This window comes from Candidatus Tokpelaia sp., assembly GCF_008636115.1.
Classification (GTDB): domain Bacteria; phylum Pseudomonadota; class Alphaproteobacteria; order Rhizobiales; family Rhizobiaceae; genus QLZD01.
In genome coordinates, this window is the sequence record NZ_QLZD01000043.1 from 1 (window position 1) to 21152 (window position 21152).

Consider the following 21152-nt stretch of genomic DNA (forward strand, 5'->3'; position numbering starts at 1 on the left):
CTGTTATTGACGCTATTAAAGCTGCTGTCTACCGCCTTGAGGGCATCGCCGACATTATTGGCGGTAGCGCCCTGCACAGTATAGCTTGGGGCTGTGCCGGCGGCGACATCAGCGCCGCCGCCAAGATAGGTGCTGGTATTGGCGGCCACCGTGTTAATGGCGGTGGTGTTAGCCGTGATATTGGTCTTGTTGCCGGCAATATCAGTCGTGTTTGTGGCAATATCATCGGTGTTTGCAGCAATATTGCCGGCATTAGTGGTCACATTATTATTGGTAGCATTAAGCTGGCTGCCGTTGACAGCATCGGTTGAGCTGTCAGACAAAGTGCCGGCAGAAAGATTGGTGAGCTTTGTGCCGCTGCTGCCCGCAAGCGTAATGCTGTCTTTACTGGTGCTGTCATATATAACGGCTACATCGGCCAGGCCCTTGAGCTGAGCAACATTGACAGCGTCAGTATCGGCCGTGCCGGCGGCCAGCCCGGTAATCTGGCGGGTGAGATTATTGGCAGCATCGCCCACGCTGGCGGCACCGAGGGTTGAAACCCAGGCAGCGCCGGTCTGGGTAGAAGCAGCGCCGGTTACCATATCATAGCCGGCAATGCCGGAAGCTGTTTCGGCGACCGATTGCGCGCCGATAGCCACGCCGTCACTGACCGAGGCTTTGCTTAAATAGCCGAGAGCGACTGTGTTAGCGCCGGTGGCCTGGGCACCGTTGGTGACAGAAAGCGCGCCGGCGGAATCCTGCCCGCCGGTGCCGCCGCCAATAGCTATGGAATTTGTGCCGGAAGCAGTGCTTAAAGCGCCAAGAGCGATAGAGCTTTTATTGCTTGCCGTGGCTAATGTGCCGAAAGCCAGGCTGCTTTCGGCCGCTGCCTGCGCGCCAATGCCGAAGGCCAATGTGCCATTGCCGTTGGCGCGGGAATTGAGACCGAAAGCGACCGAACCGGAGCCAAAAGCCCAGGCGCCCCAGCCCATAGCCTGTGACCCAATGCCATAGGCCAGGCTGTCGCAGCCAATGGCATTGGCATTGGCGCCAAGCGCCTGGGTGCGCGCTGTCCGATTGCCGCTTAGCCATAATTTCCCCGTGCCTAACTGGGAGTTATCCGCGTTGTAAAGCGGCATGCCGTTTGGCTGCCCGGCACCGGCATTGCTGGTCTGGGAGGCTGTTTTCATATCAAATTCATTGCCAAAACCGTAAAGACCGTTCGTGCTGTTGGCATCTCCCGTTCCCCAAATGCTGGTGGGATCCAGATTGCCGCTTTCGCTGTTATCCATGCTGAGGCGCGAACAGTCGGCATCGCCGACCAGAGCAATAGAGTTTTGCGAAGCAAAGGCGCCCTGAGCACCGGAATTGCCGCCAATATTTGAAGTAATATCACCGGAGGCCTGGCCTTTATCTGTCCAGACAATAGCGGCAAAAGCGGAAGAAAATGGTGCGGCAGCTACAGCAAGCGCACCCATAGCAGCGCTTAAAAGAGACAGGCGGGAAATTCGTCTGCTGTTTTTACCCCCGGCAGAGCAGCAGGCAATCCTCCATATAGTTTTGCTGTTTTCCCAAAGCATCTGCATGAAAACTCATCAAATATTATCATATTCAACCTGAAGCGAAACTGAAACACGAACATATTACGAATAAAACAGGAATAATTAACGAATATAATAGAGGGCTTATCGTCAGTTATGGCAAATTTTGTCAACCCGGAAGCTCTGCTCCCGAGAGCATAAACAGGCCTTTATTCCCGTTATATTGCTGTAAAATTATAGAATTATGGATAAAAAATGGTTAAGAGAAAGAATATTATGAAGTATAAACCCGTATGGGCGTGTTTATACGCCAGCAATATTTTGTTTTACTTTTTCCAATACAGAGCTTTGTAAAAACAGAGTTTCCCGGTGCTAAATTTTCTATTAGCGTGTTCCCCGGCCGTTAATTGCGGCGCGCAAACACCGTTTCCGACAGATTATGATTTGCGGCAGTATTATAAGATATTGCAAATTTGCCGGTTAACCTTAATATCAGCCTTAACCTTAAGGACAGAATTAACCTTAACCGCAGGTGAGGGGGCATAAGGGCAAAAGCAAGGGAATGGGTGAAAAATGGAATGCGAAAGAGCAGAAGCACGCTGTTCCCCAAAAATTTTGCGCTATTGCCGGTTTTATCTGCAAAGTGCAAGGTGAGTTTTGGGGCAGGAACAGCGTCAGAATAACAAATTCTGCTTTTGCTGCTGTTGCGTTTGAGGCACAAAGGCAAAAGCAAGGGAATGGGTGAAAAATGGAACGTGAGAGAGCAGAATTTGATGTCGTCATTGTCGGTGCCGGGATTGCCGGCCTGTCGGCGGCGATAAGGCTGAAGCAAATTGCGCCGCATTTAACCGTGACAGTGGTGGAAAAAGGGGCAGAAATCGGGGCGCATATTCTTTCCGGCGCGGTGATTGACCCTGTCGGTATCAATACGCTCTTGCCGAGCTGGAACAAAAATGCCCGGCACCCGTTTAATACTCCGGTAGAGCAGGATTTTATGCGGCTGTTAACGCGCAATAAAGCCTATAGGCTGCCGCATTTTCTGGCACCAAAGATTTTGTCTAATCAGGGCAATTACATTGTTTCCCTTGGTGCCGTATGCCGCTGGCTGGCCGTGCTGGCAGAAGAACTGGGTGTTGATATATTCCCCGGTTTTGCCGTGCAGGACGGTGTTTTTGCTGAAAACGGCGCGCTTATCGGCATTATAACCGGCGATCAGGGGCTGGAAGCTGATGGCAGCCCGGGTGCCGGCACTATACCGGGCATGGAGTTGCGCGCCAAATATGTGCTGGTGGCAGAAGGTGCGTGCGGTTCGCTGACACAGGCGCTAATAAAACGCTATGGTCTGGATAAAGCCTGTAATGGGCAAAAATATGGGCTGGGATTAAAAGAATTATGGGAAATAAGGCCGGAAATGCACAAACAAGGCCTGGTGGAGCATTATTTCGGCTGGCCCCTGGGCAAAAAAGCGACAGGCGGCGGTTTTGTCTATCATATGCAGGACAACAAGCTGGCGCTTGGCCTGATTGTGCATCTGGATTATGCTAATCCCTATATTTCGCCTTTTGAAGAATTTCAGCAATGGAAGACGCACCCGGTTCTGCGGCAGCTATTGACCGGTGGCAGGCGTTTGGCCTATGGCGCGCGGGTGATCAATGAAGGCGGCTGGCAATCTGTGCCGCGTTTGAGTTTTGCCGGCGGCGCGCTGATTGGCTGTGCAGCGGGTTTTGTCAATCTGCCGCGGCTTAAAGGCTCACATAATGCGGTTTTATCGGCCATTGCTGCGGCTGATGCTGTTGCTGCTGCTCTGGCCGCCGGGCGCGCGCATGATGAAATTGTGGAAATTGAGACAGGCTGGCGGCACAGCGCTATTGGCCGTGATTTATACCCTGCGCGCAATGTCAAGCCGCTGCTGGAGCGCTATGGCAGTGTGGCCGGCGCGGTTCTGGGCGGGGCAGATATATGGTGCGGGCAGATTTTCGGTTTTTCGCCTTTTGGCACATTGCGCCATAAAAACAGCGATGCGGCAGCGCTGGGGGCCGCCGCCGATTATCAGGAAATTGCCTATCCCAAGCCGGATAATCAGGTGAGTTTTGACCGTGCTTCCTCGGTTTATTTGGCCAATATTCGCGCAAGGGAGGGCGCACCATGCCATTTGCGGGTAAAAAACAAGGCGCTGCAAAAAACTTCAGAATGGGGTGTTTTTGCCGGGCCGTCTCAACGCTATTGCCCCGCCGGCGTTTATGAATGGCTGCCGGAGGCAAAAGCGGAGGAGGCGAAGCCGGCAAAAGAGCTGTCGCCTGCCGGAGATAAGGGCAAAAGCCGGCAGTCGGCGCAAAAAAACGGTCAAGCCTTGGTGGAAATGCAATATCATATTCAGGCGCAAAATTGTGTGCAGTGCAAGAGCTGCGCTATTAAAGACCCGAATGGCAATATAGACTGGACAGTGCCTGAAGGCGGCGAAGGCCCGATTTACCCCGATATGTAGCACTTCTCTCTTATTTATCCAGGCCAGTCTGGATAGCAGCTAACCTGGTGAGAGTGCTCTCTGCTGTGGCAATATAGACTGGACAGTGCCTGAGGCTTTGAAGGCCCGATTTACCCCGATAGCTGTTTTGGCAATGAGGAGGGGGCGCAAAAACGCAAAATGCAGCTTGCATGACTCAATTAACCCGTTACCAGTCGCCGAGGGTGGTCTGGATTAGCGCCAGTGCGGCGATGGCAGCCGTATCGGCACGCAAAATGCGCGGCCCCAGCGGGATTGCGGTGATAAAATCCTGCGCATAAAGCAAGCGGCGTTCCGCTGCGCTAAAGCCGCCTTCCGGGCCGATAAGCAGGCCGATAGTCGGCATTATATCCGCCTCTTGCCGCATATCTGCTTCTTCTCTGTCGGCTGCCGGTGAGGCTGCTTCTTTTGCTCCGGCCGCCGGTGTAAACAGTTTTTGCGCCGCCGCTTCCTGTCGCTTCTCCGGCGCTGCTTCTGCCCTTTTCTGCCTGTCGCCCGCTGCTTTTAACTGTAACAGCACGGGCAGGGGGTTGTGCGCCGTTGCTGCCTTCTCCCCTGTTGCCGTTCTGTCTTTTTCAGCGGCGGTAAATTTTGCCCCAGCCGGTGTAATTTGCGCTTCATCGGCAAAAATGAGCCTGGCTTCCCTGCCCCATTGCTGCTGCCAGCCCTGCAAAAGCGCAGCTAAAGACAGCGGCTCAGCCAGAGAGGCCAGGCTAAGCTGCCCGCATTGCTCCGCCGCTTCCATGATATTCGCCTTTAGCCGGCCGCTATTGAGCTTATATATTTGCGTATGTTGGGTCAGCACCGGCTGGAGAAAATTCACCCCCATTTCTACCGCTTTTTGCACCATATAATCAAGCCGCGCCCCTTTAAGCGGGGCAAAGCAGTAAACCAGCCGTATTTTGGCTTTATCCTGTCGGCGGGTTTGTTCTTTCAGCCGCAGCCGCAGGCTCTTTTTGCCGGCCTCAAGGCAATGCGCGCGCCACTCGCCGCCTTTGCCGTCAAACAGCAAAATATCCTGCCCCTGTTGCAGCCGCAGCACATGCAGTAAATAATGCGTCTGCTCTTTACTGAGAGAAAATTCTGCACCCTGTTTTGGCATTGCCTCAACAAAAAGGCGCTGTATTTTATAATTTGCCCGCATGTATTTCTCTGATTATATTGCGCGTTTTTCTACAGCACATAAAAGGAGACACGCATATGACCCTCTCTTTTGTTTAATCGGCAACCAGGCCAGGCGCTGCGCCAAATTTGCCTAAACTCCTGTCTGTTCGGCACATATTTTGCCATTTGCTTTATGCAGGGCGGCAATCGCCGTAATATCTTCCGCTGTCAGTTTAAAATCAAAAATATGAAAATTTTCAATTATGCGGCTGTCATGAACGGATTTGGGGATAGCAATATTGCCAATATCCATATGCCAGCGCAAAATAACCTGCCCGACTGTTTTACCATAATGCCCGGCAATTTTGCCTAAAACCGGCTCGTCAAACGCTGCTCCGCGGCCAAGCGGGCAATAGGCGACAGTGGCAATATTGTGCTGCTGATGAAAAGCGCGCAATTCTGCTTCCTGAAAATAAGGGTGCACTTCTATCTGATTGACAGCGGGGACAATGCCCGTTTCCTTAATCAGACGCTGCAAATCTTCTACCCGGAAATTGGAAACGCCGATAGATTTTGTCAGCCCCTGGCCCTGCAGATGAATCAAGGCCCGCCATGTTTCCACATAAAGATTACGCTGCGGGCAAGGCCAGTGAATAAGATATAAGTCCAGATAATCGGTTTGCAGGCGCCCAAGACTGGCTTCAAAAGCGCGCAGGGTTTGATCATAGCCTTGGTGATTATTCCATAATTTTGTGGTCAAAAACAACTGCTCACGCGGCACATCACAACGCTTCAGCCCTCTGCCAATATCTTCTTCATTATTGTAATGTTCTGCCGTATCAATATGGCGGTAGCCGGTGTTGACAGCGAAGGCTATATTTTCTTCTGCCTCTTTGCCGGTGATGCGCGATGTGCCGAAACCCAGTTGCGGGATAGGGTGCCTGTCATTTAAATGGACGGAAGGAATTTGCATAAAATCACTCTCTTTATCTTGCCTGAAAATTGCGCCGGCGCAATTTTGCGCCCTATGCCTGCGCTCGTTTATCTTTGATCTATGCTGCTTACAGGGCAGCAAATTCTGCCGGATCTGGTGCCTGCCTGCCGTCCGCTTTATGCAAAGCAGCAATAGCAGCCATGTCTTCCGGCGTCAGCCTGAAGTCAAAAATATGAAAATTTTCAATTATGCGGCTCTGCGTCACTGATTTGGGAATGATAATATTGCCGATTTCAATATGCCAGCGCAGGGTAATTTGCCCCGGCGTTTTGCCATGGCGTCTGGCAATATCACCCAAAACCGGATCGCCCAGCAAGGCACCGCGGCCAAGCGGGCTGTAAGCGACAGTAGCAATATTGTGCTGCTGATGAAAAGCGCGCAATTCTGCTTCCTGAAAATAAGGGTGCACTTCTATCTGATTGACAGCGGGGACAATGCCCGTTTCCTTAATCAGACGCTGCAAATCTTCTACCCGGAAATTGGAAACGCCGATAGATTTTGTCAGCCCCTGGCTCTGCAGATGAATCAAAGCCCGCCATGTTTCCACATAAAGATTACGCTGCGGGCAAGGCCAGTGAATAAGATATAAATCCAGATAATCAGTCTGCAGGCGCTTAAGGCTGGCTTCAAAAGCGCGCAGGGTCTGCTCATAGCCCTGATCGCTATTCCATAATTTTGTGGTCAAAAATAACTGCTCACGCGGCACATCACAACGCTTCAGCCCCGTGCCGACACCTTTCTCATTCTCATATATTCTGGCCGTATCAATGTGGCGATAACCGGTTTTAACAGCAAATTCCACGCTTTTATCCACCTCATTATCCGCTATCTTCCATGTGCCGAAACCCAGTTGCGGAATAGTGTGTTTATCATTCAAACTAATGGAAGGGACGTGCATAACAGGGACTCCTCATAATCTCACCCGGCAGGAATACAAGGCTCTGCGCCTTGCCTGCCCTTCACAGAAAAGAGCGTCAATGTGGCAAAATTTCGGCTTTCGGCGTAATATACACGCCCTTATCCGGCCGGTTGCCGGCGCTTTTGCTGCCTTTATCTGCCACTGTCTGTCCGGCTGGGGCGGTGCTGAAAGGAGCGCCGGTTGCGATAAATTGCAAAGCCGGGACAAGGCTTCGCTGCAGGCACTGCACATCGGCGCATTGGCCGCTGTCGCTTTGCCGAGCCGGGTCAAAAACCCCTTCTATATACAGGCGATTGGCGCTTAAATCAGCTTCCCCCTGTAGCTCCAGCCTGTGGCTGCCAAAAATAATTATGCCTGATAAAGGCTTTAACGCCCCTTTATTGATGGTAAATTTACCTTCCAGCCGGTCAAATTTAAAGGCAGCAGGCTTGCCTGCGCCATATATTTCAGCCAGCGCGAAAGGCTGTCCGGTTTTGACGCGGTCGATAAAGGCAGTCATGGCAAAATCGGCCATGCTGCCGCTGTTAAGGTTAATAAGGAATTGCCCATGAGCATAAGGCCAGATATTCCGGGCAAAAATACTATAATAAGATAAAGCCGGCGCGGCGACAGAGGGCTGTGTTTGCTGCCTTTCCGGCCTGTTTTTCCGGCCTGGTTCGCGTTTTTTGCTTTTATGTGCGGCCGCGGCCCGGTTTTTCTGCTTTTGCGGTAATTGAGCCTGTTTTTCCGGCAAAGCCGCCTGCATGGTGAGGTTGATATTGGCTTTGCCGCGTAATTGCAGCGCCGGCGGCGGGTTAAAGCCAAAAAGGCCGGCTGCCTGTTGCAGTCTGCTCAAATTAGTATTTGTGGTGGAAAAGCGGGCTTCCAGCCCGGTCAGGCGATCTTTGTCACTTTTTAGCCGCAAGCTGCTTTGGGCCGTGCCATCAAAAATCTGCATTGTGCCAATATCAAAAATCAGGCCGCTTTGCTGCATTTGGATTGAGGCGGCAGCATGATTCACCGGCACAGTGTTAAACACGGCTCTATCGGCAGAAATACGCAAATCCAGGCCAAAAAGATCAAAGACAGGCATATCAACCGGCTGCCGGCCGGCCGCATCGGGCGCCGGCGCGGCGGCAAACAAAGCGGGGGCAGGCAGGCTGACAGTTAAATTTTCAAAAGCGAGAGAACCGCTAATTTGCGGCCGGCTGTTTTGATAGCCGATTTCCAGGGCGCCGCGGCCGCTATTGCCGCTGCTGTCACTGCCTATAGTCAACACAATATCGCTTAAGGCCGTGCGGTTTACATCAGCTTTCAGCTCAGATTCCCAGATAAAAGGCGTGGTCATATTGGTGCCGAAAGGCAGGCGCAGGCCGAGCCAGGCCAGGGTTTGATCCATGCCGGGAGAGCGGGCGGCCAAAGACCCGCGCGCGCCAAAATTCTGCCCTGCCTGTGCTGTGCCGGTAAAGGTAATGCCGCCTTTGGCAGAATTGAAACTGATACGCAGCGGGCTCTGGCCGCCGCTCATCAGCAACAGGGCATTATCGGCCCTGACAGCCAGATTAGTGGCCGTGCCGTGCCACAGGCCGGCAGCAGTCAGATCTGCGGCGCGGCTGTGGCGCGGCCAGTCAATTTCAGCCTCAATATTGCGGATTTCATGATATAATGGCGGTTGTTTTTTTTTTTTTTTGGCCCGCCCGCCCGCATGTCTGTCTTCTGCTGCGGCGGCAGGGTAAGTGAGCAAACCGTCTTCAATAATAATACGACCGAAAGGCTGGAGCAATAAAGGCAGTTGCGCGCTATTATCCCGGCCGGCTTGTGCTGTTTCGCTCAACCGGTTTTGTGTTTCGCGCAGTTTGCTGCCGAAATTACCTTCCGAGCGGGCAAAGGCGGCGAATAAGGAAGCCGTTCTGACCGGCTCGGTAAGGGTGAAATGCGGGCGGACAAGTCTGGTCTCAGAGAAACGGGCGCGGCGGCGCAAGGCGTCCAGCAGTGACATATGGACAATAATTTTTTCCGCATTCATCAGCGGCGCATTGGCCTGGGAATTATCGGTGAGGACAACATGCGGCAGGCTGGCCTGAAAAGACGGGAAAACAGTAATTTGCGGCGGCTCGCGCAGCTGCACATTATAGCCGGTCATACTGCTTAAATCATGCGCCAGGCGCAGCCTTATGGCATCAGTAGAGACCAGAAAGGGCAGTAAGGCAATAAATATTGCAAGGCTGAGAAAAAGCAGGACAAGGCATAAAATGCAAAGCTTCAGCCCGGCTTTTAGCGACATGCCGCAACACCTTTAAAAACAGCTTGTAATCCTGCTGTAAAATGGCGGTTCCCCAATAAAAAGGGGGTTAAGTTCCGCTCTGTTTCCTCGCCAAGATTACTTCGAAAACCGGGATAAAACAAGCGGCAGGAATTATGACCGGAATAAATACAGGGACAAAGGGCGGCATAAGCCCGTTTTAGCCTGTCACACGGCCAAAGCCTGTGGTGACAACAGACCCATTATCTCTTTGTGCATGCGCGCAACTGGCTGGCGAACGGCTAAAGCCTGTGCGGCAATAGCAGGTAAGCTGTTGCCTGTTTCTTTTCTGCAAGCAGTCGCCGCAGAGCCAAAGCCTGTGGTGACAACAGACCCATTATCTCTTTGTGCATGCGCGCAATCGGCTGGCGAACGGCTAAAGCCTGTGCGGCAATAGCAGGTAAGCTGTTGCCTGTTTCTTTTCTGCAAGCGGCCGCCGCAGAGCCAAAGCCTGTGGTGACAACAGGCGGCAGCGCGGCCGAGGCACACAAATATACAGAGCCGGCGGCGATAAACAAAAACGGGGAAACTGAAGCCCCCCGTTTTCTAAATCAGGCAATCACATTGCATAACGCAATCACGTCACAAGACGCTACGGCGTGCGCTCTTAGTCATCTACGCTGATATTGACAGCTTTAGGGCCTTTGCCGCGTTTATCGGCTTCCGTATCAAAAGAAACTTTTTGCGCTTCCTGCAAGCTGGACAGGCCTGAAGCCTGCACCGCCGAAATATGAACAAAAATATCGGCACTGCCATTGTCCGGCTTAATAAAACCAAAGCCTTTTTCCGCGTTAAAGAATTTAACCACGCCCGTCTGAGACATTCCATTTTTCCTTTTTGCTGGGATTCCCGCGTCAGCCCTGCCGCTCCGCTGCCGGATACAACAAAACTCAAACCAAAACCCCGATAATAAAACCGGAGGCAGCCAATTTGCCGCCTGCCGGCCACTTACTCCAGGCAGTTTGTAGAATTATTCGGGGAGATGACCTGCCTTGAACCTGTATCCGGCATGGTACCGAAAAATAATAAAGATGCAAAAACTACAGCCAAGCCCACAAAACTCCGCAACAGAAGATTTAACTCTTCCGATGTTCGCAAAATGCCTTCCGCCGCAAACTCTGCTTTATTTCCGTGTCTTTGGCAAGAGTTTTTTCATCTTTTGCGACAAAGTTTACCGGTTTTTCAGCTTTATTGGGTCGAACCAGGCGGATTTTACGGCAAAGACGGCTAAAAAAGCAGGAAATAAAACAAAATACAGCGCCGGCAGCAAAAAACAAAAAGGAGGAAAGAGCCAAAAGCAGCAAGAGCCAAAGGCTGAGAAAAAGCAGGGAAATGGATCCTGAGCGGTCTTGCGGCCTTGGTATTGCCGCGGCCGGATTTTCAGATTTTAGCGCCCCGGGCGGCCGGTTTTGGCGGTGCGGCGGCGCCTTTGCGGCTTTGGTTCTTCTTCTGCTGCGTTTATAATTACCACTCCGGCGGCAGCCTTGCGCCCAGGTTCTTCTCCCCCATTTTTTGTCTTACCGGCGGGTATTTCGGTGCGGCGCACTGTCATTTCGTCAAGGCGATTTTTGCGGAACAGGCCGCCTTTTTGTGCCGCTACGGCCTTTTGTGTTAAAATGCCGGTATCCATAACCGGCCCCATTTCATCAAGCTCCGGTTTTTTAAACAGACTTGTTTTTTCTGCCTGCGGCTTGTCGGCTTTTATCTGCGGCTTACCGGTTTTTTTTGCCGGTTTCACCGGCTCATCTGCCCGCACCATAGGGTCATCAGCCAGCACCAGTTCCAGTTCCTGCAGGCGTTTGATTTCATCGCGCAGCCGAGCCGCCTCCTCAAAATCCAGATCGGCGGCAGCGGCTTTCATCGCCTTTTCCAAATGGCTGATATGGGCAGCGAGATTATTGCCTATCATCGCTCCTTCCTGAGTAAAGGCGGCAATCCCGGCGCGAACATGGTCGCGCTCATAAACGGAATCCAGAATATTGCCGATATTTTTCTTCACACTTTCCGGGGTAATATTATGCGCATGATTATAGGCAAGCTGTTTTTCGCGCCGGCGCTCTGTCTCCCGCAAAGCGCGCTCAATGGAGCCGGTAATTTTATCGGCATAAAGAATAACGCGGCCGTCAATATTGCGCGCGGCGCGGCCGATTGTCTGGATAAGCGAAGTTTCAGAGCGCAAAAAGCCTTCTTTATCGGCATCGAGAATAGCAACAAAGCCGCATTCGGGAATATCCAGCCCCTCACGCAACAGGTTAATGCCAACCAGCACATCAAAAGCGCCCAGCCGCAAATCGCGGATAATTTCTATCCGCTCCAGGGTTTCAATATCTGAGTGCATATAGCGGACGCGAATGCCCTGCTCATGCAAATATTCGGTCAAATCTTCGGCCATGCGCTTGGTCAAAACGGTAACCAGCGAACGATAGCCTTTTTGTGTTGTCTGGCGAACTTCATCAATCACATCATCAACCTGGCTGCCGACCGGGCGGATCTCTACCGGCGGATCAATCAAGCCGGTGGGGCGAATAAGCTGCTCGGCAAAAACACCGCCGGCCTGTTCCATCTCCCATTTGCCCGGCGTGGCCGAAACGGCAATGGTTTGCGGCCGCATGGCGTCCCATTCTTCAAAGCGCAGGGGGCGATTATCCATGCAGGAAGGCAGGCGAAAGCCATATTCGGCCAAAGTCGCCTTGCGGCGAAAATCGCCGCGATACATGCCGCCAATCTGCGGAATAGTGACATGGCTCTCATCGACAAAGACAAGGGCATTATCCGGTATATATTCAAATAAAGTCGGCGGCGGCTCACCCGGATTGCGGCCGGTCAAATAGCGGGAATAATTTTCAATCCCGGCGCAACTGCCGGTGCTTTCCAGCATTTCCAGGTCAAAACGGGTGCGTTGCTCCAGCCTTTGCGCCTCTAACAGCCGGCCGGCAGCCTGCAATTCTGCCAGCCTGTGCTTCAGCTCATTTTTAATCGATTTTATCGCCTGGTTAAGGGTTGGGCGCGGCGTTACATAATGCGAATTGGCATAAATCTTGACCGATTGCAAATCACCGGTTTTTTGCCCGGTTAGCGGGTCAAATTCAACAATAGCATCAATTTCATCACCAAAAAGCGATATGCGCCAGGCTCTGTCTTCCAAATGAGCGGGGAAAATTTCAATAATATCGCCGCGCACACGAAAAGAGCCGCGGGTAAAACCGGCATCAAGCCGGCGATATTGCTGCGCCACCAGATCCGCCAGCAGCGCCCTTTGATCCAGCCGGTCGCCTACCTGCATCTGAAAGCTCATGGCGGTATAAGTCTCTACCGAGCCAATACCGTAAATGCAGGAGACAGAGGCGACAATAATCACATCATCGCGCTCCAGCACGGCGCGGGTGGCGGCGTGGCGCATGCGGTCTATCTGCTCATTAATGGAAGATTCTTTCTCAATAAAAGTATCCGAGCGCGGCACATAGGCTTCCGGCTGGTAATAATCATAATAAGAGACAAAATATTCTACCGCATTATCGGGGAAGAAAGATTTAAACTCACCATAAAGCTGGGCGGCCAGAGTTTTATTAGGCGCCAGAATCAGTGCCGGGCGCCCTGTCGCCTCAATCACTTTGGCCATAGTGAAAGTTTTGCCTGAGCCGGTAACTCCAAGCAGCACTTGTGTTTTTTCATGGGTTTTGGCACCGGCTACCAAATCGGCAATGGCGGCTGGCTGGTCGCCCGAAGGCTGAAAATCGGAAGCAAAGGCAAATTTTATCCCGCCTTCCGATTTCACCGGCCGCTCTGGGCGATGCGGCGTCCATAATTTGCCGTTTTTAAACAATGGATTGCCGGATTCAATCAGATCTGCCAGAGCCTTGACTGTCGCTGTTGCTTGCGGCACAGGCAGTTTGGCGGCTTCGGCTGAAGGCAGGTTAAGCCCGGCAACAGCATTAAGCCCGCCGGCCATTCTTTGCTGCGGGCCAGGCGGCGCGGCCTTTTTGCCGCTTTTATTGTTTTTTGCCTTTGCCGGGATTTTTGCCATAAGCGGGTAACCTTGGAAGCTGAACGGCGCGCGGCTGCAATAATGAGACGCTGGTCAGGCACAGCTTTAATGCGGCGCCTTCCGCCTGCAATATGGGGGTGAAAGCGAACATTTACAACCGAAAAGGCAAAGACCGGGGCAGTTTTTCATTTTCTACCCGGCGCTTGTGCGCGCTGCCGGGCGGAGAGCCGAGGCAGTTACGGCCGTGCTTTCGCCCCCCGGCTCTCCATTTTGGCTGCCGGTATTTCCACCACCGGAATCGGCTGCGAGGTCACGAGCTGGGTGAAATTGCCGCTGGCTTCCTGAAAGACGCGCAGGCCGAAACTTGGCAAAACAGAGTAAAGATGGTCAAAAATATCAGATTGAATAGCCTCATATTCCAGCCATTTGACTGTATTGGTAAAGCAATAAATTTCCAGCGGCAGGCCGGTGGGGGTAGGCGCCATCAGGCGCGCCATCAGGGTTGAATCCTGGAGGATAGAAGGGTGATTGCCCAGATAAGCCGTAATATAAGCGCGGAATGTGCCAATATTGGTCAGCCGCCGGGCGCTGGCAATCATTTCCTGATTAGCGCTCAGATTATTGTTCCAATCGGCAATTTCCCGGTTCTTGTCGCGGATATAATTGCGCAAGGCTCGGTGTTCATTCAGTTTTTCATAATCTTCATCGGTTAAAAAGCGGATACTGGTCTGGTCAATATTAAGGGCGCGTTTAATACGCCGCCCGCCGGATTCCTGCATGCCGCGCCAGTTGATGAAAGATTCCGTTACCAGCTTGCGGGTCGGCACGGAAGTAATGGTTTTGTCGAAATTCTGCACTTTTACCGTATGCAGCGCCATGTCGATAACATCACCGTCCGCATTAAGCGAGGGCACAGTGATCCAGTCGCCAATACGCACCATATCCGTCGTGGCAATCTGAACGCCGGCGACAAAAGACAGCAGAGTATCTTGCGAAATCAGCATAATCACCGCGGCCAGCGCACCCAGGCCGGAGAGCAATACCAGCGGCGATTTATCAATTAAAGTGGCAATTATCAAAATAGCGGCGACAATAAAGACAATAATTTTGATAACCTGCACCAGACCTTTGATAGAGCGTTGTTTGGCGCGGCCGCGCCGGGTATAATAAGCCCGCTCCAGGAAAGTCAGCATGGAGGAAATAGCCAGCGTGATGACAAAAATGGTAAAAGCGCTGGAGACATTTTGTACCACAGTTACCAATTTTGCCGGCAGGCCGGGAATGGCAGAAATGCCGTGATAAATCACCAGAGTGGGGGCAATATTGGCCAAATAACCCAGCGCGGCATGAAATTCAGCCGATTGCCCGCGGCCAATAACGGAAAGCAATTTATAAAAAATGCGCAATAAAACATGGCGGACAATAAAATTGGCAATAATAGCAGATAAAACCAGGAAAATTATCCAGAAGATTGTCTGTAATACTGGATAATCAGAAAAAAAATGAAAATTGCGAACAATGCTTGCCATAAAACTGCTTGCCATAAAATCTCTCTTAGGTTCCGGCTCTGTAAAGTGCCTGGCGGTGCAGGCCGCGGCAGTATTCGGGCTGCCGGGGCGCTGTTTGCTGTGTTTACTACATTATTATTATAATATAAAGCCGGGTTTTATTGAAAACAGCCTTTAAAGCGGGGAAAATAGTTGATTTATGTTTTTTCCTGATAGATCTTGTGCCGGAGCAATAATTGCCTGATAAAGGCTCAGACAGGGTTATTGGGTTCGGGTTTATGCTGTTTCCTCCTTCTTTTCTTGATGAGATACGGGCGCGGGTGCCGATTTCGCAAATTGTCGGCGCGCGCGTGCGCTTTGATCCGAAAAAATCCAATACAGCGCGTGGTGATTATTGGGCCTGTTGCCCTTTTCATGGAGAAAAGACGCCAAGCTTTCATTGTGATGATCGGCGCGGCCGCTATCATTGTTTCGGCTGCGGGGCCAATGGTGATATATTTCGCTTTTTAACCGAGCTTGACGGTTTGTCCTTTTCTGAAGCGGTGGAAAAGCTGGCAGCGCTTGCCGGCCTGGCTCTGCCGAAGCCGGACGCTTTTGCTGCCGGGCAGATCGATAAGCGCGCCGGTCTTTATGATGTGCTGGAACAGGCGGCGCGCTTTTTTGAGCGTAATTTGCAACAAAGCAGCACGGCAGAGGCCGCTGCCGCCCGCACCTATTTACAGCAAAGGCAGATAGGCGCGAGCGCGCAAAAGCAGTTTCGTCTTGGGCTTGCGCCCGGCGGCAATAATGCCCTGAAGCAGTTTTTAGAGCAGGCAAAAATTGATACAGTATTACAGCAGCAATCCGGCCTGCTGGCGGAATCGGAGCAGGACGATAATTCTTATGATCGTTTCCGTTCCCGCATTATGTTCCCCATTACCGATATTAAAGGGCGGGTAATTGCCTTTGGCGGCCGGGCTTTGTCGCCGCAGGCGCGCGCCAAATATCTGAACTCGCCGGAGACGGAATTATTTCATAAAGGGCGGGTTTTATATAATCTGGCGCCGGCGCGCCAGGCCATGCGCGGCCTGAACGGGGCGCCGGATCAGCCGCTCATTGTGGTGGAAGGCTATGTTGATGTGGTGGCGCTGGCCCAGGCGGGCTTTGGCTCTGCCGTGGCGCCTTTGGGCACCGCTTTGACAGAAGAGCAGATGACACTGCTTTGGCGCTTTTGTCCGCTGCCGGTTTTGTGTTTTGACGGCGATAAAGCAGGTCAAGCCGCCGCCTGGCGGGCGCTGGACAGAGCCTTGCCGCTGTTGCAGACAGGAGTGTCGCTGCAATTTGCAGTGCTGCCGGAAGGGCAGGATCCTGATGATATTATTCGCGCCGATGGGCGGGCGCGCTTTGCCGAATTATTGGCAGGGGCCGCGCCTTTGGCCGATATATTGTGGCAGCGGGAAATAACAGGGCAAAATTTCACCACGCCGGAAAGCCGCGCTCTGTTGGAAAAGCGCCTTTATAGCGCCGTTTCTGCTATTAAGGATAGCGGTCTGCGCCGTTATTATATGCAGGATATGAAGCAAAGGCTGTGGGATTATTTCCGCCCGGCTTTGAGCCGCGGCCACAAGCGCGGGCAAAATTTGCCGGGTCAGAGCGGGCGCTTTGCTGCGGCCGGCGCTTTTAACCGCAGCGCCGGTTTTGGCGGCGGGCTGGTTACCCGGAATCTGGCAAATTCTGCTTTTGTGCGCTCAGCGCGGGGCAAAAGCTTTGCTGCGGCTTTTACCTCGCGTGAGGCGGCTATTTTGGCGCTGCTGGCCGCCCACCCGGCTTTGTGGCATGAGAATTTTGATGTGCTGGCGCAGATGGAATTTCAAAATGCCGAATTAAGAGCTTTTTATAAGGCTCAACTGGAAATATTGGGAGAGGGAGGATTAGCCGATAATGCGGGTGCCATGCAGGCAAGGCTGGAGCAAAAAGGGCAAAAAGCTGTTCTGGATAAAATAACCGGTTTTATGGCTAATCTGGGGGTAAAAAATGCCCAGGCCTCTGCCTCAATAGAGCAGGCCCGCACCGCATTAAAGCAGGCGCTTGCCTTGTATCGGCGCGCGCATTCCCTACATAAGCAGATACGCGAAATAGAAGCAGATCTGGCGATGAGCGCAACGAATCGCGATTTTGCCCGCCTGCTGGCCTTGCGGGAGGAATTGCGCCGCGCCGATGATTTGGAAGCAGCGCCTGATGATATATAACCGGCCGGGGGCAAAAATGGTGATTATGCGGTCTGCGCCCGCAAAACAGAAACAGCGCGCCGGGGCTGTTATCGGAAATGGGAGGCAGTAAATTTTGTGAGACAGCGTAAGGAATAAGAAAGTTTTTTGAAATCAAGGCGTTTTGTGGTCTTCTGCTCTTATAATTGCCGGGCGGCGCCCCTATATAGGGGCTGAAATTTATTGAGAAGATATGGCGGCGGCTGTCTTTATCCTGTAACCGAAGTCGAAGGGCGGGGGTGCGGGCAAGGGGTGCTGCCTGTGCCGGTTTTTCCTTATCCGGCCTGTTTTATGAGGAAACAGGGTTGTAAAGGAGAAATCTTATCAAGATTTTAAGATTCTTCGCCCATTTAGCGGGCATTGCTGATTGAAGCGAAGGGAATCGAATCAAGAGGCGGGGAGCGCGGAACGCGCGACAGGGACAGAGGATAAAGAGGCGGGGAGCGCGGAACGCGCGACAGGGACGGAGGATCAAGAGGCGAGGAGGGGCGACAGGCTGGCCTGTGCTGCCCCGACAGGGACAAAGGATAAAGAGGCGAGGAGCAATTTTGTGCCCCGAAAAATTGCAGATTTTTCGGATAAGGACACAAAATCAATAGAAAAGCCTGAACGCGCGATAGTTGGGCGGCAGCCCAGAGAGGATCAAGAGGCGAGGAGGGGCGACAGGCTGGCCTGTGCTGCCCCGACAGGGACAGAGGATAAAGAGGCGGGGAGAGGCTTGGTCTGGCAGGGGAGCAAAAATCAGGCGGCGAGGAAAGCGGTGCAGGTTACACGCCTGAAAAAGCAGGGGCAAGAGCAAAGAGCGTGCCGGCGGGGGCGGTTTTTGGGGTATTAAACAAGGAATATTGCACCTTCAAAGCGGGATTGTCTGGAGTAAATAAGGTTATGGCCGGCGAAGCGAAACAAAATACAGGCATAGAGGCCGAGCGTGAGCTTGGTGCCGACGGCCCTCTTCTTGACCTTTCGGACGCTGCTGTCCGCAAGATGATAAAGCTTGCCCGCAAGCGCGGCTATGTGACCATGGACGAGCTGAATGCTGTCTTGCCTTCGGCCGAAGTTACTTCGGAACAAATAGAAGATACAATGGCCATGCTTTCCGATATGGGCATTAATGTTATTGAAGATGAAGAAGAGGCTGAGGAAGAGACGGCTTTGGCCGGCGGCGATCTGGTGGAAATAGGCAATACGGCGCTCATAGCAACGCAGAAAGGCAATGCTGCCGGTGACCGCACTGATGACCCGGTGCGTATGTATTTGCGAGAAATGGGCGCGGTAGAGCTGCTTTCACGCGAGGGGGAAATTGCCATTGCCAAACGCATAGAGGCCGGGCGCGAGACTATGATTGCCGGCCTGTGTGAAAGCCCGCTGACTTTTCAGGCCCTGATTTCATGGCGTGATGATTTAAATGATTCCAGCATTTTGCTGCGTGAAATTATTGATCTGGAAATGACCTATGCCGGGCCGGAAGCGCGGCAGGCGCCGGCCGCTGTGATAGTGGAAAATGACAGGCCGAAAGCGCCCGATCTGCCGGTGAGCCGCGGCTTTGACGATGATATTACCAATGTCGGCGGCCAAGGCCCGCTGCTGGATGATGAAGATGATGAAGAGGACGAAGCCAATTTATCATTGACAGCGATGGAAGCGGAATTGCGCCCGCAAGTTATGCAAACGCTGGATCAACTTGCCGAAACTTATGCAAAATTGCGCAAATTACAGGATCGGCAGGTGGAGAGCAGTGTATCAAGTGCGCAGGGAGCATTATCTGCCGGGCAAAAGCGCCGCTATAAGGATTTAAAAAATCAGCTTATTGCCTTTGTGAAATCCTTGTCACTCAACCAGAATCGCATTGAATCACTGGTAGAGCAGCTTTACCTTATCAATAAAAGCCTGGTGCAGAATGAGGGAAAGTTAAAGCGCCTGGCGGATTCTTATGGTGTACGGCATGGCGATTTTATCAAGGAATATCAGGGGCATGAGCTTGATGAAGATTGGGTTGAGCGTATTGCGGCGCTCAAAGGCAAAGGCTGGCGTGAATTTGCCGCAAAAGAAGCGGCGGCTATTGGCAGATTGCGTGATGAAATTCAAATGCTGGTGCGGCAAACCGGCATTGGCCTGATTGGCGATTTTCGCGGTATTGTGGCGCAGGTGCAAAAAGGCGAGCGAGAAGCCACTTTGGCTAAAAAGGAAATGGTGGAAGCAAATTTGCGTCTGGTTATTTCCATCGCCAAAAAATACACTAATCGCGGCCTGCAATTTCTGGATTTGATTCAGGAAGGCAATATTGGGCTAATGAAAGCGGTAGATAAATTTGAATATCGCCGCGGCTATAAATTTTCTACTTATGCCACATGGTGGATAAGGCAGGCTATTACCCGCTCAATCGCCGATCAGGCGCGGACAATCCGCATTCCGGTGCATATGATTGAGACAATTAACAAAATTGTCCGCACGTCACGGCAGATGCTGCATGAAATCGGCCGTGAGCCGACACCGGAGGAGCTGGCGGAAAAATTGATAATGCCGCTGGATAAAGTGCGCAAAGTGCTAAAAATCGCCAAAGAGCCGATTTCGCTGGAAACACCGGTGGGGGACGAAGATGATTCGCATTTGGGTGATTTTATTGAAGATAAAAACGCGCTTTTGCCGATTGACGCCGCTATTCAGGCCAATTTGCGCGATACAACAACGCGCGTTCTGGCCTCGCTGACCCCGCGGGAAGAGCGTGTTTTGCGTATGCGCTTTGGTATTGGCATGAACACTGACCATACATTGGAAGAAGTGGGGCAGCAATTTTCGGTCACACGTGAGCGTATCCGCCAGATTGAGGCCAAGGCCCTGCGCAAGCTGAAGCACCCCAGCCGCTCGCGCAAGCTGCGCAGTTTTCTGGATTCATGATTTATCATTTATTATCAGGCGTTAAGGATTTTTCTCATGCCGTCAAAAGCCGGATTGCCTTTCTGGCAGGTTAAAAGCCTGGCTGAAATGAGCGGACAAGAATGGGAAAGCCTGTGTGACGGCTGCGGCCGTTGCTGTCTGCACAAAATAGAAGATATTGATACCGGCGCCATTTATGAAACAAGTATAGCCTGCATTTTGCTGGACAGCCAAAGCTGCCGCTGCCGTAATTATACTGAGCGGCAAAAACTGGTGCCTGATTGCATTCGCCTGAGCAGTGCCAGGCAAATTGCCGCTTTATCATGGCTGCCGCATGATTGCGCTTATCGGCTGGTGGCGGCCGGCAAAAAGCTGAAATGGTGGCATTATCTGGTTTCCGGCAGCCGTGACACGGTGCATGAGGCCGGCATTTCCGCGCGCGGCAAAATTAAAGCCTATGAAAATGCGCTGGCTGAGCCGGAAGATTATCTCCCTTATATTACCCATAAAATTGCATAATACTTTTTTAATATAATTCGTCTATATTACAGTATTGTTTATTATAATATTTTTATATATTAAATATAAATTACTATAAAAATAGTGAATATTATCATTGACAGAATAATAATGTGACAAACCTTTTAGCTGGAAAGGGGAAATCCTATTCAGGAAGTTTTTCCCCGCCATTTAACAAAGGATTGTATCATGAAAAAATTGCTTGCTTCTGCCATTATTCTGGCCGGCACTTTTATCTCCGGCTCTGCTCTGGCCCAGACAGCCAATCTCACTATTGAAGCCAAGGTCATTGATAGCTGCTCTCTGACTTTTGAGAGTCCGACTATCCGTTTCAGCATTGCCAAAAACGGTTTTACCGGAGCCGAGCAGGCCAGTTATTTTACCGCAAGCTGCGGCAATAATGCGCTCAGCATTGCCCTGGACGGCGGCCAGGCCAAAAATACTGCCAATCGCGCTATGGTGATTGCAGGCGGGACCAATACTATCCCCTATGCGATTTATCAGGGCAGCAGCGGCACGACATTGTGGAATAATACCGACAGTGTTTACAAAGTATCGGCGTCAGATTCACAAAATAGCGTGCAGCAAAATTTCCGCGTGCAGGTTCCGCAGACCAGCATTACAACCGCTACCCCGAACGGCACTTATACCGACCAGTTGGTTGCGACAATTTCTTATGATGCTTCCTGAGGTTTT

At 52.0% G+C, this 21152-nt stretch carries 14 protein-coding genes and 2 pseudogenes; 8 read left to right on the forward strand and 8 right to left on the reverse strand.

Annotation, left to right across the window (positions count from 1 at the left end; translation table 11 throughout):
• Positions 1-1460 (reverse strand): annotated as a pseudogene (locus DPQ22_RS08195) (hypothetical protein); the annotation flags it as partial.
• A gap of 625 nt (positions 1461-2085) precedes the next feature.
• Here DPQ22_RS08195 and DPQ22_RS08200 point away from each other — a divergent pair.
• Positions 2086-2268, forward strand: coding sequence for a hypothetical protein (locus DPQ22_RS08200; RefSeq protein WP_150215029.1), 183 nt, complete (start codon positions 2086-2088; stop codon positions 2266-2268).
• A gap of 3 nt (positions 2269-2271) precedes the next feature.
• On the forward strand, positions 2272-4008 hold the full coding sequence (locus tag DPQ22_RS08205) for an electron transfer flavoprotein-ubiquinone oxidoreductase (RefSeq protein ID WP_150215031.1): 1737 nt from the start codon (positions 2272-2274) through the stop codon (positions 4006-4008).
• 187 nt (positions 4009-4195) lie between these two features.
• Here DPQ22_RS08205 and DPQ22_RS08210 read toward each other — a convergent pair whose 3' ends face one another.
• From DPQ22_RS08210 to DPQ22_RS08230, 5 genes are all read right to left on the reverse strand, one after another.
• A complete protein-coding gene (locus DPQ22_RS08210) occupies positions 4196-5170 on the reverse strand; it encodes an RsmE family RNA methyltransferase (RefSeq protein WP_150215033.1) in 975 nt (324 codons plus the stop codon).
• Between the two features lie 111 nt (positions 5171-5281).
• Positions 5282-6103, reverse strand: a complete 822-nt coding sequence (locus DPQ22_RS08215; RefSeq protein ID WP_150215035.1) for an aldo/keto reductase — start codon at positions 6101-6103, stop codon at positions 5282-5284.
• Positions 6104-6191: 88 nt separating this feature from the next.
• Positions 6192-7022, reverse strand: a complete 831-nt coding sequence (locus tag DPQ22_RS08220; protein ID WP_150215037.1) for an aldo/keto reductase — start codon at positions 7020-7022, stop codon at positions 6192-6194.
• A gap of 76 nt (positions 7023-7098) precedes the next feature.
• Complete coding sequence (locus tag DPQ22_RS08225; protein WP_150215039.1) at positions 7099-9306, reverse strand: AsmA family protein; 2208 nt, start codon at positions 9304-9306, stop codon at positions 7099-7101.
• 625 nt (positions 9307-9931) lie between these two features.
• Positions 9932-10147 (reverse strand): cold-shock protein, encoded by a 216-nt coding sequence (locus DPQ22_RS08230; protein WP_150215041.1) that lies wholly within the window; start codon positions 10145-10147, stop codon positions 9932-9934.
• 169 nt (positions 10148-10316) lie between these two features.
• Between DPQ22_RS08230 and DPQ22_RS08235 the strand changes: the two genes are divergently transcribed.
• Positions 10317-10667 carry a hypothetical protein gene (locus tag DPQ22_RS08235; RefSeq protein ID WP_150215043.1) on the forward strand — a complete coding sequence of 117 codons (351 nt, stop codon included), beginning with the start codon at positions 10317-10319 and terminating at the stop codon, positions 10665-10667.
• A gap of 181 nt (positions 10668-10848) precedes the next feature.
• Here the strand turns inward: DPQ22_RS08235 and uvrB are convergent.
• Positions 10849-13276: pseudogene (gene uvrB, locus DPQ22_RS08240) on the reverse strand (excinuclease ABC subunit UvrB); the annotation flags it as partial.
• Positions 13277-13545: 269 nt separating this feature from the next.
• Positions 13546-14838 carry a mechanosensitive ion channel family protein gene (locus DPQ22_RS08245; protein WP_150215047.1) on the reverse strand — a complete coding sequence of 431 codons (1293 nt, stop codon included), beginning with the start codon at positions 14836-14838 and terminating at the stop codon, positions 13546-13548.
• Between the two features lie 215 nt (positions 14839-15053).
• Between DPQ22_RS08245 and dnaG the strand changes: the two genes are divergently transcribed.
• From dnaG to DPQ22_RS08270, 5 genes are all read left to right on the forward strand, one after another.
• Positions 15054-17045: a DNA primase gene (gene dnaG, locus DPQ22_RS08250; RefSeq protein ID WP_246681552.1), complete on the forward strand. Its 1992-nt coding sequence runs from the start codon at positions 15054-15056 to the stop codon at positions 17043-17045.
• A 385-nt stretch (positions 17046-17430) separates the two neighbouring features.
• A complete protein-coding gene (locus tag DPQ22_RS08255) occupies positions 17431-17898 on the forward strand; it encodes a hypothetical protein (RefSeq protein ID WP_150215051.1) in 468 nt (155 codons plus the stop codon).
• Between the two features lie 50 nt (positions 17899-17948).
• Positions 17949-19958 (forward strand): RNA polymerase sigma factor RpoD, encoded by a 2010-nt coding sequence (gene rpoD, locus DPQ22_RS08260; RefSeq protein ID WP_150215076.1) that lies wholly within the window; start codon positions 17949-17951, stop codon positions 19956-19958.
• 36 nt (positions 19959-19994) lie between these two features.
• Complete coding sequence (locus DPQ22_RS08265) at positions 19995-20456, forward strand: YcgN family cysteine cluster protein (protein WP_150215053.1); 462 nt, start codon at positions 19995-19997, stop codon at positions 20454-20456.
• A gap of 189 nt (positions 20457-20645) precedes the next feature.
• Positions 20646-21146 (forward strand): spore coat protein U domain-containing protein, encoded by a 501-nt coding sequence (locus tag DPQ22_RS08270; protein WP_150215055.1) that lies wholly within the window; start codon positions 20646-20648, stop codon positions 21144-21146.
• The last annotated feature ends 6 nt before the right edge of the window (positions 21147-21152 follow it).